The sequence below is a fragment of the Corynebacterium rouxii genome (genome assembly GCF_902702935.1).
Classification (GTDB): domain Bacteria; phylum Actinomycetota; class Actinomycetes; order Mycobacteriales; family Mycobacteriaceae; genus Corynebacterium; species Corynebacterium rouxii.
Genome location: NZ_LR738855.1, coordinates 2,236,431 through 2,251,973 on the forward strand (window position 1 = coordinate 2,236,431; position 15,543 = coordinate 2,251,973).

Below are 15,543 nucleotides of genomic sequence, written 5' to 3' on the forward strand. Positions count from 1 at the left end.
ATGAAACCTCGCCTCAGCCCCTCTGGCATTGCGTTTGTTACTGCTGCCGTGTTGTTTATCGCGGCAGCAGTCGTTCCGGCGTTGGTGATAGCACTGCTCAAGCCGATTCCGGTGGATATTGCGCGTTCTATTACTACCCAGCCGGCGGCGACAGTGATGGTGGATCCTGCGTGCGCGGGGGCGTCGCCACTATCGTGCCCGCATGTGGAGACGACCACCCAGCTGCGTCGTGAGGTAACAACGAATAAGACGGATGTTCGCGATGAGGTAGATTTGCGTGTCGACGAGGCGTTGCGGCGCACAGACACCAACGACGCCATCATTACTATCGACGATTCCCTCCGCCTGATCAGGCACTCCACCTATCCTGTTATCGACTCCACAAGCCACATGAAGGTGAAGTCCGAGGCGTTAAACCTCAACTTTGATACCGGCGATTTCGCCCGCGATGGTTTGCAATACTTCTTCCCCTTCCACACGGAGCGGCGTTCGTATCAGTTCTTTGACCCGATCGCACAAAAGACTTGGCCATTGGACTATGTGCAGCAAGACAATGGCGAGTATGTGTTCACACAGACCGTCCCTGCGATCAACTTGGTCAAGGCCGCCACGCGTTCTTATACGCAACCGGATGACATCTCCGATGAGTATTCCACACAGGCCCAAGCCTCGGATCTTAGCCCTGATCAGCAAAAGCAGTTGGCCTCAATGCAAGTGACTGATCCTCAAGGCTCGGCCCTGCTCACACCGTATTATGCGACGACGCGCACGCTGTGGGTGGAGCCAAAAAGTGGTGTGGTGGTTAACCAAGAAGAAGATGTTTTTATGTTCTATGCGGGTTCGCAGCGCGAGGCGGATCGCATTGCAGCTTCCGGTCATGACGATGAGCTGGCCAAGGAACGTACGATCTTGCGCACTTCGTTGAACTGGGACGCGGATACCCAGGCGGACGCTCGTGCGGAGGCCCGCCCGACGGTAGTGGCGTTAAAGGCTGCCCGCGTGGGTGGCTTCTTGGTCAAGATGGCTGGTGTAGCAGCACTGATTATCGGTGTGGTTTTGGCTTCTCGACGCCGCCGCGAACCCCAATGCCGCTAGTCGTCGGCTGGGCAGCGGCTCTTATCACGGCACTTTTGTGGCCGTTTCTGCTACCCCACGATGGCATGCTGGCGTTGCGGGACATGGTGGTTATCGACCACCCAGCTCTCAGCGAAAACGCCTTAGGCTGGGGAAATCTCCCCGCCCGTAATGCTCCTCAAGATGGGCTGTTAGCGATTATCGGCCAGATCATCCCAGCAACATGGGCTGTGCGGGTGGCGCTGCTTGCCGCCGCTATTGCTGGTGCGGTGGGCGCTGCACGCTTGGGCAAATCGCAGTGGCAGCGTATCGCCGCGATAACCGTGACCTTATGGAACCCCTTTGTGGTGGAGCGCCTCTTGCAGGGCCACTGGTCGTTGGTGATCGCCGCGTGGCTGGTTCCCCTATTACTTGGTCAGGGGCGTTTGGTGGCGTTGTGGGTGGCGTCGATAACGCCCACGGGTGCTGTTCTGAGCGCGGTGATTGCGGCGGTGTCTGCCCCAACTCGAAGGCTGCGCTTGGTGGTTATGGCGATCAGCGCGGTGTTGTTTCTGCCGTGGTTATTGCCCAGTATGATCGCACCTCCTGCGGGTGTGACGGATGTGTTCTTTCCCCGTGCGGAGGGCTATGTGGGCCGACTTGGTGCGTTTGTGGGGCTTGGTGGCATATGGAATGCGGAGGTGATACCGCCTTCACGAGAGTCCGGCTTCGCCATCGCGGGAATTATATTGTGCGCAATTACGGTGTGGTTTTCGCCCCGCCGTTATCAGCTCCTAGCTCTTGTAGGGGTGGTGGCCATGTATGTGGTTACGCCGTGGACGTTGGCGCACATCCCAGGTGTTGTGCTGTTTCGCGATTCCGCCAAGTTCAGCATGTTATTGCTACCGGCGATGATCTATGGTGCTGCGCGGATCCGCCCCCGCCCACTGGTTGCTGCGGCGATCCTTGCGGCACTCCTCCAAGTCCCTGACGCACCTCTTGTGGTCCGCCCGCTTGCCCCCGTGCCGCAGCCTGCGCTCCCGCGAACCACCGGAAGGCTGCTGATTATCGATTCCCACGGGCTTGTCAGCTATCAGAGCCGCACGATCGTCGATCCCCGTATCAAGGCCAATAGCACAGTGGAATCCGGTGCGCTCAGCGTCGACGGGCAGCTTATCGACGCCCCCTCCCCTGCCCACGCCGAAGCAACCGCCGCTTGGCACCGCGGCGACATTGACTACCTTCAGGAACAAGGAATCACAGCCGTGATCGATCACGATCAGCTCACCCCCATCGCTGATTCCACACCCCAGCGACCCGCTGGTTTTTATCTCGGGTTGGGATGCTTGGCGCTGTGGACTGTAGCTGGGATCTGCGGCTGTGCAATCACACACAGAAACTCGCGACCAGTATCTTCCCACGAAAATGTTGACGCGAAATCATAAGCACGTCGCCCCAACTTATCGCGATAGCTTTGGTCCGAGAGCAACTTGCGGATAGCACACGTAAGTTGGGCTGGAGTTTCTACCAAAATCCCACCGCCACGCACCGAATCCCGCAGGCCACCAGAATGGGCATAGCCAACAGTAGGCACCCCGTGCTGACCAGCCTCAATCACGGCAAGACCCCACCCCTCTTTCCGCGAGGGCATCACATGCACGGCAGCCTGCGCCAACAACGCATGCTTGTGATCTTCTGCCACCTGACCATGGAAAATCACACGATCGGCCACATCCCGCGCATGCTCCCGCAGTTGCGGCTCCCACCAACCTGAACCAATGATGTCGAGCACCACCCCCTCAAGTTCGCGCACTACATCGATGGCATGCTCGATCTGCTTATGCGGCACCAACCGCGACAAGGTGACAAGGTGTGGGCCTGCTACCGGCGGCAAACTCATTGGAACCGGAGGATCATCTATTCCATTGCGCACAATAGTAATATGCTCTGCGGGGACACCAAGTTCTACCATTTCGTCGCGGCTCGGCTCCGACACCGTCACATACCGCACACCCCGATGTACCCACGGGGACACCTTCGACTCAATAAACCAGCCCAGACGCGCAACAAGCGGACCAGCCACATCCCACTGCCGGCGATGACAATGGTGGGTAAGCAGGATCGTCGGCACGCCCGAAAACACCCGAGCGAAAAACGGAATCCCATTCTGGGTATCCACCACCACGTCCACCCCACGCAGCCGACCAATTCCCAGCCGGCCCAGCAGCTGTGCCACCGCAGCCCGAACATAGACCGAATACTTGCCGCCCGCGTACTGGTACTCCACCCCGTCACGCACGGCGCGTCGCGACGCATCCGTATGGCGCGCCGTCCGAAAAATCACCTCATGCCCAGCCGCCACCAAATACTTTGCAATGTGCTCCAAGTAGCGCTCACTGCCACCGCCTTGGGGGTGGGTGGTGTCGCGCCAGCAGAGTAACAAAATCCTCATATCAGTCTCCATCGTAGGCGCTCACCCCACAACCGGCCCGTTGTCGCAGGTATTGTGCCAAGATAAAGGGCATGCATTTCGCCACTTTGCGACGCTCCCTCCGCCTCCTGCGCAGCTTCAAGTACGAGCAGTCAGACCCCGACCGTTTCTATTCGTTGCTGGCGCAAGACACTCGGGACCTCGTGGATCATGTGTGCAACAAGGTGGGGATTCAGTATCATTCGGTTCTCGATGTTGGCGGCGGACCAGGATATTTTGCCGATGCTTTTAGCTCGAAGCGGTATGTGAGCGTGGAGCCGTCGGCAGGCGAGATGGCTGCGGCGGGGATCACGGTCGCGCAGGCGGTTCGCGCGTCGGGGTCAGCACTACCGTTCCCGGACTCTACTTTTGATGTGGTGATGTCCTCCAACGTGGCGGAACATGTTCCAGACCCGTGGGCGATGGGCGAAGAAATGCTCCGTGTTGTGCGCCCCGGTGGCGTGGTAATTCTTAGCTATACCGTCTGGTTGGGACCGTTCGGCGGGCATGAGACGGGCTTGTGGCAGCACTATATTGGAGGCGCGTTTGCGCGGGATCGGTATGCCCGCAAGCATGGACATCCCCCTAAAAACGTATTCGGTTCTTCGTTGTTTGCAGTCAGTTGCGCCGAGGGCCTGCGCTGGGGTTTGAGCACTGGCCAGTTGGCGTTGGCATTTCCGCGTTATCATCCGCGCTGGGCGTGGTGGCTGGTTCGGGTACCAGTGCTGCGGGAGTTTTTGGTCAGTAACTTGGTGCTGGTAATACAAAAAGGTGGCTCCCTTACGTAAGGAAGCCACCTAGGGGGTAACGCTTTAGGATTCAGCTGCTGCTACGCGAGCTTTGAGTGCCTCGAATTGTTCAAGAACCTCAGCAGGAACTGCGGAGCCCTTGGAACCCAAGAATGCGAGGTATTCCTCGTTGTCTGCGAGGTCGCCCTTCCACTGTGCTGCTGGAGCCGATAGCGCCTCGCGGATGTCCTCGATCGGGGTGTCCAAGCCGGTGAGGTCGAGGTCTTCTACTCGGGCGGTGTAACCGGCGATGGTTTCGTCTGCCTCAACGCGGCCTTCGATGCGGTCAACGATCCACTTGAGAACGCGGCTGTTGTCGCCGAAACCTGGCCACAGGAAGCGTCCGTCGTCGCCACGGCGGAACCAGTTGACCAAGAAGACCTCAGGCATCTTGTCGCCGCCCTTCTTGCCCATATCGATCCAGTGCTGCAAGTAGTCTGCTGCGTTGTAACCGATGAATGGCAGCATGGCCATGGGATCGTGACGCAGTGCGCCGACGGTGCCTTCTGCGGCAGCGGTCTGACCGGAGGACAGCAGCGCACCGATCATGGTGGCGTGATCCCAGTTGTGAGCCTGGGATACCAGTGGCACGGTGTCGGGGCGGCGGCCACCGAACAGGATTGCAGAGATCGGCACACCCTGTGGGTCGTTGTACTCTTCTGCTGCGACTGGGCACTGTGCCAGCGGGACGCAGTAGCGGGAGTTCGGGTGGCTGGATGGCTGGCCGCTTTCTGGGGTCCAGTCGTTGCCCAACCAGTCGGTGAGGTGCTCTGGCATGTTCTCCAGGTCTTCCCACCAGATGTCGCCGTCGTCGGTAAGCGCAACGTTGGTGAACAGGGTGTTGCCTGGTTCCATGGTGCGCATAGCGTTCGGGTTGGAGGAGTAGTTGGTGCCAGGAGCAACACCGAAGAAGCCGTTTTCGGGGTTAATGGCGTAGAGGCGGCCGTCTTCACCGAAGCGCAGCCATGCGATGTCGTCGCCTACGACCTCGGCGGACCAGCCGTCGATAGTGGGCTGGAGCATAGCGAGGTTGGTCTTGCCACATGCCGATGGGAAGGCAGCAGCGATGTAGTAGACCTTCTTCTCAGGGGAGGTGAGCTTCAGAATGAGCATGTGCTCAGCCATCCAGCCCTCTTCCTTAGCCATAACAGAGGCGATACGCAGGGCGTAGCACTTCTTAGCCAAGATGGCGTTTCCGCCGTAGCCGGAACCGTAGGACCAGATTTCCTTGGTTTCTGGGAAATGAGTGATGTACTTTTCCTCGTTGCATGGCCATGCCACATCTTCTTGGCCCGGTTCCAGAGGTGCGCCCACAGAGTGCAGGCATGGAACGAAGGAGCCGGTATCACCGATTTTGGCCAGTGCTTCTGCACCCATGCGGGTCATGGTGCGCATGGAGAGCACAACGTACTCGGAGTCGGTGAGCTGTACGCCTAGCTTGGGGGCTGGGTCGTCGATAGGACCCATGCAGAATGGCACGACGTACATGGTGCGGCCCTTCATGGAACCACGGAAGCGCTCGGTGAGCTCGGCTTTCATCTCCACTGGGTCAGCCCAGTGGTTGGTGGGGCCTGCGCCTTCTGGGGTTGGGGTGCAAATGAAGGTACGGGACTCAACACGAGCCACATCGGCTGGGTTGGAACGAGCCAAGAAGCTGTTGGGGCGTTTCTCTTCGTTGAGTCGAATGAGAGTGCCGGATTCTACCAATTGAGTTGTCAGGCGGTCCCATTCCTCTTGGGATCCGTCAGCAAAAACAACTCGGTCTGGCTGGAAAAGCTCGACGTTTTCCGCAATCCAATTCAGCAGTACTTCATTTTTGGTGGGTGCTTGACCCTCAAGGCCCTTAATGGACACGGTGGACATCGCTTCTCCTGACATAGTTTCGCGTGTCAATTGACAGTTCTTCCACCCCACACAGTAGCCAGAAGATGGACAGCAAATAACAATGCAGCGGGAGACGCACGTCACACATCAGGCCATTCTTGCCACGCACCCCCAAAAACCACAGGTAAACGATCACGTCTGACGTCTTAGCGTTGAATAAAATTACCCCCTTCAGGGGGTGTCACTTTCGACGAGGTCAACACGGAACCCGTTAGACCTCCGTAATTTACGCGCGTTAACACACAGATTCTTGCACTCGACATGCAGTCAAGGGCGCCCTATGTTCAACTTTCCAAACAACTGGACATATCCACATTCAGTGCAGTGTGCCTGTTAACGCTCTACCCCCTCCCATGTCACTATTTTCACACCTGTCACATATTTATCACTCGTCGGATATTGAACTAATCACAACCGAGGGGCACAATAGTCGGGATGTCTAATACTGATAATTCTGATAAGAACACCAAGCCCACTGGCTATCGTCCACCCCAAACGGACTTCAACACCGAGTTCGGCAACGACCTCGATTATCCACGCCTTGGCTCCGTAAGCTTCCGCCGCGGCACCCTCACCGACAACCAAGAATCCCTCTGGGACGCTCACTGGCCTATCTTGGGCAAAGATCTCACCGACGCCGAAGACCAGCGTATCAACGTCGCCGAGTGGTTCGGTCGTAGCGGCCACAAAACCATCCTCGAGATCGGCTCCGGCACCGGCACCTCTACGGCAGCCATGGCACCACTAGAATCCGACACCAACATCATCGCCGTCGAGCTGTACAAGCCAGGCCTAGCCAAGCTGCTCGGCGCAGTAGTACGCGGCGACATCACCAACGTGCGCATGATCCGCGGCGACGGCGTTGAAGTACTCACCCGCATGTTCCCAGAGGAAAGTCTCGACGGTGTGCGTATCTACTTCCCAGATCCATGGCCTAAAGCCCGCCACCACAAGCGCCGTATCATTCAGTCCGGCGTGCTCAACCTGATCGCGTCACGCCTCAAGCCAGGCGGCGTACTCCATGTGGCAACCGACCACGCTGACTACGCCGAGTGGATTACCGAGCTAGTCAAAGTAGAGCCACAGTTGGAGTTCATGGGCTGGCCATGGGATGAGTGCCCACAACTAACCGATCGCCAAGTGATCACCAAGTTCGAAGGAAAGGGCTTGGATAAGGACCACACCATCACAGAGTTCCTGTGGAGGCGTAAGTGAGCCGGCTGCTACTCGTATGGGATGCCCCCAACCTTGATATGGGTCTAGGGGCGCTGCTCGGCGGTCGCCCTACCACGGCTCATCGCCCGCGTTTCGACGCCGTCGGCCGCTGGTTACTGGCCAAGGCAGGCGAACTCGCGCATACCACGGGCTCCAAGGTGGAATCAGAAGCCACGGTGTTTGCCAACGTGGTACCAGGCTCTGCCGACAGCATTCGTTCGTGGGTCGAGGCCCTACGCAATGTCGGTTTCGCAGTGTTTGCTAAACCAAAGCTGCGGGATGACACGGATGTGGACCCCGACATGCTTGCCCACATCCGCAAGCGTTTTGAGGAAGGCGATCTCGCAGGGGTGATCGTCGCAAGTGCTGATGGCCGCAACTTCCAAGAGACGTTGGACGAGCTGGCGTCGGCAGGCGTTGCTATCACGGTGATCGGCTTCCACGAGCACGCCACGTGGGCGCTTGCCGACGACCGCATCACTTTCGTCGACTTGGAGGAAATCCCCGGCGTCTTCCGCGAGCCACTACCGCGTGTTAGCCTCGACAACCTCCCCGAAGAGGGAGCCTGGCTTAAGCCCATCCGACCGCTCAGCGCTCTACTTTCCAAGAGCAAATAAGAGAGGAAACCCGTATGTTCTCTCGCTGGGGAGACTTTTCATACCGCCACCGCAAGGTCGTACCTATCGTCATTGTGGCGCTGATCCTCGCCGTGTACACGCTCTTCGGAGCACGCTTGGCAGATCGCATGAGCCAAGAAGGCTGGGAAGATCCCGGTTCCTCGTCCGCACAGGCTGCCACGATTGAGCACGATACCTTCGGCCGCGATAACAACGGCGATGTGATTTTGCTCTTCACAGCGAAAGACGGCATCGCACACAGTCCAAGCTTTGACAAGATCAAGAAGTACCTCGACTCCTTGAAAACTGATCACAGCGACCACGTTGATGACGTCACCTCCTACTTTGACAAACGCAACGCGCAACTCATCTCCGAGGACGGCACCACCGCATTCGCAGCTGTCTCGCTGCGTGGCGACGGCGAACAAACCCTGAAAGACTTCCGTGCCATCGAATCCGATCTGCACCCCCAGTTCCCAGAGGTCACCGTCCAGGTAGCCGGCTCCACCGCCGTGGCCGACGCCCTCGATAAGGGCATGTCCGGCGACATCAAACGTGCAGAGGTAGTAGCACTGCCCGTCGTCGCCGTGCTCTTGCTCATCGTCTTCGGCTCGGTAGTAGCCGCAGGCATGCCACTGATCGTGGGCATCTTGTCCATCCTCGGATCCTTGGGTGTGCTGTCCATCTTGGCAGGCTTTGTGCAGGTCAACGTGTTCGCGCAGAGCGTCGTCACACTCCTAGGCCTCGGCCTTGCTATCGACTACGGCCTGTTCATGGTGTCCCGCTTCCGTGAGGAGCTCGACGCCGGCCGCCCCATCCCCGATGCCGTACGCGTCACCACTGCCACCGCCGGCAAAACGGTAACATTCTCCGCAGCCATGGTCGCAGTGGCGCTATCTGGACTTTTGGTATTCCCTCAAGCATTCCTCAAGTCGGTTGCCTACGGTGCAATCAGCGCCGTGGGCCTAGCAGCACTGCTGTCCATCACCGTCCTGCCAGCGCTTTTTGGCATGTTGGGCAAAAACATCGACAAGTGGACGCTGCGCCGCACCTCCCGCAAGGCTACGTCGTTACGCTCCACCGCGTGGTACCGCATCCCGGCATGGGCCATGAAGCGCTCCGCGCTGGTCACCGTCGGTATCGTCGCAGTGCTCCTCGGTCTTGCTCTGCCCCTTGCCGGCGTGAAATTCGGCGGTATCAACGAAACTTACCTGCCGCCAAACAACACTGTGCGCGCTGCGCAGGCCTCCTTTGATGAGAACTTCCCGCACTTCCGTACCGAGCCTATCAAGCTCGTCATCACCGGTGCCACCAACCAACAGCTGGTCAACGTCTACCAGCAGGCCAACAAGGTCGAAGGCCTCACCGATCGTTTCAAGCCCAGCTCCGCTACCAAAGACGGCACCACAGTCTTATCCGCCGGCATTGAAAACCGCGAAGACAACGCCAAGGTCGTAGAACAGCTGCGCGCTATCGACGCTCCCGAGGGCGTATCCATCTACATCGGCGGCACCCCAGCAATGGAAGTCGAATCCATCGAGGCGCTCTTTGACAAGCTGCCATGGATGGCGATCTACATCGTCACCGCCACGTTCTTGCTGATGTCGCTCGTATTCGGCTCCATGATCTTGCCAGCCAAGGCCATCATCATGACCATCCTAGGTTTGGGCTCCACCCTAGGAATCCTGACCGCTATGTTCGTTGACGGTGTTGGCTCCTCGCTGTTCAACTTCTCCGCCGGCCCGCTGATGAGCCCCGTTCTCGTGCTCATCATGGCCATCGTCTACGGACTATCCACCGACTACGAGGTCTTCCTAGTCTCACGCATGGTGGAAGCCCGCGCCAAAGGCGAATCCACCGACGAGGCCATCAAATACGGCACCGCACACACCGGCGGCATCATCACCGCGGCAGCCTTAATCATGATCGTGGTCTGCGGCGCCTTCGGGTTCTCTGAGATCGTGATGATGAAGTACATCGCCTTTGGCATGGTCGTAGCATTGCTTTTCGACGCCACCATCATCCGCATGATGCTCGTCCCTGCAGTCATGCACCTCCTACGCGAAGACAACTGGTGGGGGCCGGCCTGGCTCAAGAAGATGCAAGTCTCCGAGGGCGGTTCCACTGAACACGACCCTCTTCACCATCTCACCGTAGACTTGGATACAGCCGGACGATCCGGACGCACCGTCAAAGACGATGCCGAGCTAGTCCCATTCTCCGAACTAATGAAACGACTGAGTGAAGAATCCTAAGATGCAGATCCTCAACAACAAGTGGGTACGATTCCTGTTCCCACTTGTTGTTCTGGTGATCGCAGCTTTTCTTCTCCGCAGCAAAATGCCCTTCCTTGCAGAGGGCTACACCCAGGTCCTAGCCGCCAACAATACCGGCCTCTTCCTCGCCGTTGCCGCCGTAGTGATCTCCATCGTCTCGATGGCAGAAGTCATGCGACAACTCCTCAGAGCCGGTGGCAGCCACGTGAGCCTACTACGAACCACAGAGCTGACATTTATCGCTAACTCATGGTCCGGCACCTTCCCCGGCGGCGCTGCGATCTCCACTGTGTACCAATTCCGCACCATGCGCGCATGGGACGTCAGCGTGGTAGTCAGCTCATGGTTCATCGTTGTTTCCGGTGCACTATCTACTCTATGGCTGGTCGCCTTAGGACTAGTCGCAGTGCTCTTCCTCGGCGCACACTTTAGCGTTATGCCGCTTATTAGCACCGCAGCACTCATGATCGGGTTGTCGACCCTACTGTTCGCAGCCACCAACAACCCTCGGCAAGCCTCAGCAGTTGCATGCAGTATCGTTCGAGCATTCAACCGCCTTACCCGCGCCGACCACGAGCGATGGATCCCTACAGTCAAAGCCCAAGTTGGTCAACTGCACGCCGTGACGCTCACCCCAGGGCGATTCGCCATCGCCTCCCTGTTTTCCCTCTGCAACTGGCTTTTTGAGATCCTCGCACTGTGGCTGTGTATCTGGGCAGTCACCGACACCCTGCCAGGACTCGAACGCGTCGGCGAGATTCCCTCAATCCTTGGCGTGGTGCTCGCATTCGTCACTGCCAAGATCGTCGGCACCGCCCAAATCACCCCCGCCGGCCTAGGCCCCGTTGAGGCTGCCATGACCGCCAGCCTTGTGGCTGTTGGCATGCCCGCCGCCAGCGCCTTCGCCTCCGTCTTCGTTTTCCGCATTATCGCCTTCGCACTCATCACCCTCGCAGGCTGGGTCATCTACTTCATCTCCATCGCCCGCGGCGGACTACGCGCACACCAAAGGAACACCCCATGAAATACTTTGCTATCGACGTCCTCGCCGTCCTGGTCTTCGCCATCCTCGCCCGCGCCGCTCACGGCGGCCTCGAAATCGCCCACATCCTCGACACATGGTGGCCATTTACCATCGGCACCATCCTCGGCTGGGCACTCCAACGTGGCAAGGACCCACTTACACTCTCCTACGGCATTACCGTGTGGATCTGCACCGCCGTCGCCGGCCTCACCTTCTGGGCGCTACGCCACGGAGCCATCCCCCACTGGTCCTTCATCATCGTCGCCGTCATGATGGCCGGCCTGCTTATCCTCGGGTGGCGTAGTATTGTCACCCTAATTAGTCGCCTTAAAAATATTTCTAAAAAATATTAGGTTTTCATACAAAATGACATGCGTTTATGTCTTACGCACTAGAACCGTCATTCCTAATTCAAATTAATCTCATCAATGTCTGAACTAGTTCAGAAAATTATTTATTGCACATTAAAAATCACCTAGTGATATCGAGTTTTGGAAAACATTTAAAACTGAAGTGATCTAGGTTTTCTTCCGTTTGAATAGACGGAAAATTCTTCGAATACGCCTAAGAAGTTTGATCAGATCACGGGGCAACCGGTCGTTCCGAACCTCGAGGTGTCCTCGCATGCTACCCGACAGTGGGCTCAGCAGGCCAGACGCCCGAGTGCGGAGCGCTCCTCAGCGCGCGGTGCGTGACGACAAGCCTGTGAGGCGTGTTCGCTAGGACATCACGGTGTCTGCATCGGATGAGAACAAACTCGTCATCTCAAGCATCTAACTGACGTCAGTGGGAAAGATAAGGGCCGGAATCCAGTCACGAACCGCCGGCCAAGGCCGTGGATATGTGTCCGAATTCGGTCAAACGTGAGTTTTTACACCAAAAGACGCCTACTGATCGTGGGCTGGGCCTTTATCAGATTCCATACACTCTGAAGCACTACCACTGCAGGCAGTGAATCAGACGATCACGCATGTTCGGATACTCAAGCCCAGAAGAACCACTTGCGCAGATTAAAACTATTATCTAACACGATAAAAGCTACCGTAAAAAAAATTTAAAGGGCTAAACCACAACACATACGGTCTCATAATTGGTAAGATCATTGTGTTTTCTGGTCTAAGCCCAATAAAGGTGTTCGCTAAAAACTTAGCGCATAAAAATACTAAACCATCCGAAAAAAGCAGCTGCCACTACTCCGATCACAGACATCACAATGGCAAGCACACTGCGACCACTCGATGGTTGCTTTTGTTCTTTATCAACGACAGAACCTCGCCCAGTTAACTCCGCATCACCGTTAACATTACTCTGGGAATCCCCCTGATTATGCTCTGCATTGCTATGAGGATCGGATTTCGATTCTACTCCTAGAGATTCTTGACGTGCCTTTTCCAATAGTTCTTCTATTTCTTCGAAGGTACGTGCCTTATCCACTTGTCCGATAAAAGAACCCGAGGCTGACGGATAATCACTATTTATCCTGCTTTTGCTTCATTTTTCGCTTTAGCAAAAGTAACTGAGCGTGCCAAGGCTGCACCACGCTTAGTGAATGAAAAATCAGTTTCTTTAACGTTCTTGAGGTCATCTTCCCCATAGGTGCGTCCATCGCGATCGATGGCATAAACAAAAGCACCACCTTTTTCTCCGCCTGCTGGCTGCCATGCTGCCACCTCCATTGCTTTAGATGAATCAACATCACCAATAGCAGTTTCAAAACGATTGACAGTGTCACCTTCTTCAGGATGCGCATAGCCTGGCACAAATTGGCAAGAACTTAAAATCCCTTTGGACTGATTCCACAACTGATCAATTTCCGCTTTACCACTCTTATACGTTTGAGGTAGTACATAGTCAACAAGCTCAGCAATCGCACGAATTTGAGAGCGTTCTACATCATCGAAAGTGTCATAGATCAGGAACTTATAGCCAGAATCATCTTTCTTTTTTCCTTGGTTAACATCAGCTTTAGGTCCAAGAAGCTCTGAAAGTGCCGCCATAGTTTTCCGGATACGCCACCGCTTTTCCCAGCTCGAACGCCAGTTACGTTCTAGGTGCAAAACCTCCATGTCCACATCTAAGCCATCAAGGTTATGCGCATCTACATACTCTTTTTTAATTTTTTCGGCTACCTCCCGGTAATCTGCAGCATCTGTATCCACCCCAACTGCACGTAGAGAATCCGTTTCTTTTAAGAGTTCTGTAGCAGAAATAGTGCGGACAACCCGTGTACCACGTCGCTTTAACTCTGGATAATAAACATCGTCAAAGGTTTTCCAGAATTCAGCATCACTTTGATAATGGTCATTACCGGCATGAAAAAGAGAAACCATGTTAACGTGCTGAGGAATATCAGTCAACGCAATTTTATTTGCTCTATTTGGTTTATCCGACTCATTTTGCACTATTGCTTTATCACGCCAAGTTCTGTAATAGGCAAAAAATACAGGTTCAGAATCACACTTTTGAGATCCTGGAGTCTCATGCTGGCCGGTACCCCCACGTAGAGAAGTTTCCGCGATAGCCGGAGTAACCCCGCCTATAACCATCGAGGTTGCAACGATCAAGGACGCAGCATAACGGCAAATTTTCACTAGCCCTCCTTAAAATCAGTGAAAATAATAATAAGTTTGTCGTTAGCTTAATCCTTAATATATTTTTTAGCTACATAGGAGCGATCGTGTGTTTCTTAGGAAGATCGTGGACATCCTTGGTTTCCAGCTGACGCAGGGCACGTCGTAAAGCAATGCGGGTTTCATGCGGCTGAATCATGGCATCAATATACCCTCGTTCAGCAGCAACATACGGCGACGTCATATTTTCATCATAGAAATCCATGAATAGCTTCTTCATCATGGCGCGCTGTGCAGGATCTTCCACTGCAGCTAGCTGCTTGCCCTGAATCATTACCGAAGCGGCAGCGGCACCCATTACTGCGATCTGGGCAGTAGGCCACGCCAAGTTGATATCACCGGAAAGGTTCTTCGATCCCATCACCGCATAAGCTCCGCCATAAGCCTTACGCACGATAAGAGAAATCTTCGGCACGGTGGCCTCTACCAGCGCGAAGGCCAGCTTCGCGCCGCGGTGAATCAAACCAACCTTTTCTTGGTCCACACCAGGCAGATAACCAGGGGTGTCTACAACGAAGAGGATCGGGATGTTGTAAGCGTCGCAAATGCGGATAAAGCGAGCCGCCTTATCGGCCGCATCGGCGTCGATACACCCTGCGTATTCCAGCGGCTGGTTAGCAACCACACCCACGCTGCGGCCGTCGATACGCGAGAAGCCCACAATCATGTTGGGGGCAAAGTTCGGCTGAACCTCAAGGAAATCATCCTCGTCGAAGATCAACTTGAGCAGCGAATGCATATCGTAGCCAGCATTGGTGTCATCCGGCATGAAGGTATCCAAGTTGTGGTCAGCCTCCATGATGTCCTCATCCGACGGCGCCCAATACTCAGGGTTGGGGTCATTGCACGTAAGCGGCAAATGCTGCAGCAAATCATGCACATAGTTGAAGGCATCGTCCTCATCGACAGCCACATACGACACATTGCCGTTCAGCTCCTGCTGGCGTGCAGAACCTAGATCATGGGAAGTGATGTCTTCACCCGTGACCTCCTTAATCACCGCAGGACCAGTAACGTACATTTCTGCACGACCATCCACGGCAACCACAAAGTCAGTAGTCACAGGGGCATACACCGCACCACCAGCAGATTTACCCATCATGATAGAAATCTGCGGACTGCGGCCACTCAACGGCAACTGACGACGCGAAATCTCCGAATACATAGCCAGCGAAGTAACAGCATCTTGGATACGAGCACCGCCAGAATCTTGGATACCAATCACAGGGCACCCAATCTTGATGGCCATATCCATGACCTCACACACCTTACGGCCAAACGTCTCGCCCACCGAACCGCCATACACGGTCTTGTCGTGAGCATAGATGGCCACGGGGCGGCCGTCGATACGTCCATAGCCTGTAACAACACCATCACCATAAGGGGCGTCAGGCTCGCCTGGAGTACGACCCAAGGCACCGATCTCCACGAAAGAGCCGGCATCAAGAAGGCGGTTGATACGCTGGCGGGGGGTTGTAAAACCAGCCTCGTCGCGCTTCGCGCGCGCTCGCTCGCTACCGGGATCCTGCGCCTTTTCTAGGCGCGCCCGAAGGTCAGCGAGCTTTTCCGCTGTCGTACTCACAGTC

At 56.0% G+C, this 15,543-nt stretch carries 13 protein-coding genes; 8 read left to right on the plus strand and 5 right to left on the minus strand.

Annotated features, from left to right (window positions below):
* Both CIP100161_RS10940 and CIP100161_RS10945 read left to right on the plus strand, forming a co-directional pair.
* A complete protein-coding gene (locus CIP100161_RS10940; RefSeq protein WP_155874321.1) occupies positions 1-1,095 on the plus strand; it encodes a DUF3068 domain-containing protein in 1,095 nt (364 codons plus the stop codon).
* Complete coding sequence (locus tag CIP100161_RS10945; protein WP_155874322.1) at positions 1,086-2,498, plus strand: hypothetical protein; 1,413 nt, start codon at positions 1,086-1,088, stop codon at positions 2,496-2,498. Before CIP100161_RS10940 ends, CIP100161_RS10945 begins: the two co-directional genes overlap by 10 nt.
* Here the strand turns inward: CIP100161_RS10945 and CIP100161_RS10950 are convergent.
* Positions 2,381-3,505 carry a glycosyltransferase family 4 protein gene (locus tag CIP100161_RS10950; RefSeq protein ID WP_155874323.1) on the minus strand — a complete coding sequence of 375 codons (1,125 nt, stop codon included), beginning with the start codon at positions 3,503-3,505 and terminating at the stop codon, positions 2,381-2,383. The genes CIP100161_RS10945 and CIP100161_RS10950 overlap by 118 nt on opposite strands.
* A 71-nt stretch (positions 3,506-3,576) precedes the next feature.
* Between CIP100161_RS10950 and CIP100161_RS10955 the strand changes: the two genes are divergently transcribed.
* Positions 3,577-4,311, plus strand: coding sequence for a class I SAM-dependent methyltransferase (locus CIP100161_RS10955; protein ID WP_155874324.1), 735 nt, complete (start codon positions 3,577-3,579; stop codon positions 4,309-4,311).
* 24 nt (positions 4,312-4,335) lie between these two features.
* Here the strand turns inward: CIP100161_RS10955 and CIP100161_RS10960 are convergent, their stop codons facing one another.
* The gene (locus CIP100161_RS10960) at positions 4,336-6,174 is read right to left on the minus strand and encodes a phosphoenolpyruvate carboxykinase (GTP) (RefSeq protein ID WP_155874325.1); all 1,839 of its coding nucleotides are present in this window, start codon (positions 6,172-6,174) and stop codon (positions 4,336-4,338) included.
* Between the two features lie 456 nt (positions 6,175-6,630).
* Here CIP100161_RS10960 and trmB point away from each other — a divergent pair, with 456 nt between their 5' ends.
* Genes trmB through CIP100161_RS10985 form a run of 5 tightly spaced genes read left to right on the plus strand, consistent with a single transcriptional unit; the run spans position 6,631 to position 11,680 of the window.
* Positions 6,631-7,410, plus strand: coding sequence for a tRNA (guanosine(46)-N7)-methyltransferase TrmB (gene trmB / locus CIP100161_RS10965; RefSeq protein WP_155874326.1), 780 nt, complete (start codon positions 6,631-6,633; stop codon positions 7,408-7,410).
* On the plus strand, positions 7,407-8,027 hold the full coding sequence (locus CIP100161_RS10970) for an NYN domain-containing protein (RefSeq protein ID WP_010935644.1): 621 nt from the start codon (positions 7,407-7,409) through the stop codon (positions 8,025-8,027). The genes trmB and CIP100161_RS10970 overlap by 4 nt, the downstream gene beginning before the upstream one ends.
* 14 nt (positions 8,028-8,041) lie before the next feature.
* Positions 8,042-10,282 carry an MMPL family transporter gene (locus CIP100161_RS10975; RefSeq protein ID WP_155874327.1) on the plus strand — a complete coding sequence of 747 codons (2,241 nt, stop codon included), beginning with the start codon at positions 8,042-8,044 and terminating at the stop codon, positions 10,280-10,282.
* Between the two features lies 1 nt (position 10,283).
* A complete protein-coding gene (locus CIP100161_RS10980) occupies positions 10,284-11,327 on the plus strand; it encodes a lysylphosphatidylglycerol synthase transmembrane domain-containing protein (protein ID WP_155874590.1) in 1,044 nt (347 codons plus the stop codon).
* Complete coding sequence (locus tag CIP100161_RS10985; protein WP_155874328.1) at positions 11,324-11,680, plus strand: DUF3054 domain-containing protein; 357 nt, start codon at positions 11,324-11,326, stop codon at positions 11,678-11,680. Before CIP100161_RS10980 ends, CIP100161_RS10985 begins: the two co-directional genes overlap by 4 nt.
* 793 nt (positions 11,681-12,473) lie before the next feature.
* Here CIP100161_RS10985 and CIP100161_RS12255 read toward each other — a convergent pair.
* The 3 genes from CIP100161_RS12255 to CIP100161_RS10995 all read right to left on the minus strand — a co-directional run bounded on the left by CIP100161_RS12255 (position 12,474) and on the right by CIP100161_RS10995 (position 15,539).
* Positions 12,474-12,761 carry a hypothetical protein gene (locus CIP100161_RS12255; protein WP_232053156.1) on the minus strand — a complete coding sequence of 96 codons (288 nt, stop codon included), beginning with the start codon at positions 12,759-12,761 and terminating at the stop codon, positions 12,474-12,476.
* Positions 12,762-12,802: 41 nt separating this feature from the next.
* Positions 12,803-13,918 carry an EndoS/ChiA family endoglycosidase gene (locus CIP100161_RS12260; RefSeq protein ID WP_232053157.1) on the minus strand — a complete coding sequence of 372 codons (1,116 nt, stop codon included), beginning with the start codon at positions 13,916-13,918 and terminating at the stop codon, positions 12,803-12,805.
* A 70-nt stretch (positions 13,919-13,988) separates the two neighbouring features.
* Positions 13,989-15,539 (minus strand): acyl-CoA carboxylase subunit beta, encoded by a 1,551-nt coding sequence (locus CIP100161_RS10995; RefSeq protein ID WP_155874329.1) that lies wholly within the window; start codon positions 15,537-15,539, stop codon positions 13,989-13,991.
* Positions 15,540-15,543: the final 4 nt, after the last annotated feature.

Excerpts from the sequence above, each read along its gene's own strand:
- CIP100161_RS10950 (WP_155874323.1), bottom strand. The coding sequence starts at position 3,505 with ATGAGGATTTTGTTACTCTGCTGGCGCGACACCACCCACCCCCAAGGC.
- CIP100161_RS10975 (WP_155874327.1), top strand. The coding sequence starts at position 8,042 with ATGTTCTCTCGCTGGGGAGACTTTTCATACCGCCACCGCAAGGTCGTA.
- CIP100161_RS10960 (WP_155874325.1), bottom strand. The coding sequence starts at position 6,174 with ATGTCCACCGTGTCCATTAAGGGCCTTGAGGGTCAAGCACCCACCAAA.
- CIP100161_RS10985 (WP_155874328.1), top strand. The coding sequence starts at position 11,324 with ATGAAATACTTTGCTATCGACGTCCTCGCCGTCCTGGTCTTCGCCATC.
- CIP100161_RS10940 (WP_155874321.1), top strand. The coding sequence starts at position 1 with ATGAAACCTCGCCTCAGCCCCTCTGGCATTGCGTTTGTTACTGCTGCC.
- CIP100161_RS10945 (WP_155874322.1), top strand. The coding sequence starts at position 1,086 with ATGCCGCTAGTCGTCGGCTGGGCAGCGGCTCTTATCACGGCACTTTTG.
- CIP100161_RS10980 (WP_155874590.1), top strand. The coding sequence starts at position 10,284 with ATGCAGATCCTCAACAACAAGTGGGTACGATTCCTGTTCCCACTTGTT.
- trmB (WP_155874326.1), top strand. The coding sequence starts at position 6,631 with ATGTCTAATACTGATAATTCTGATAAGAACACCAAGCCCACTGGCTAT.
- CIP100161_RS10955 (WP_155874324.1), top strand. The coding sequence starts at position 3,577 with ATGCATTTCGCCACTTTGCGACGCTCCCTCCGCCTCCTGCGCAGCTTC.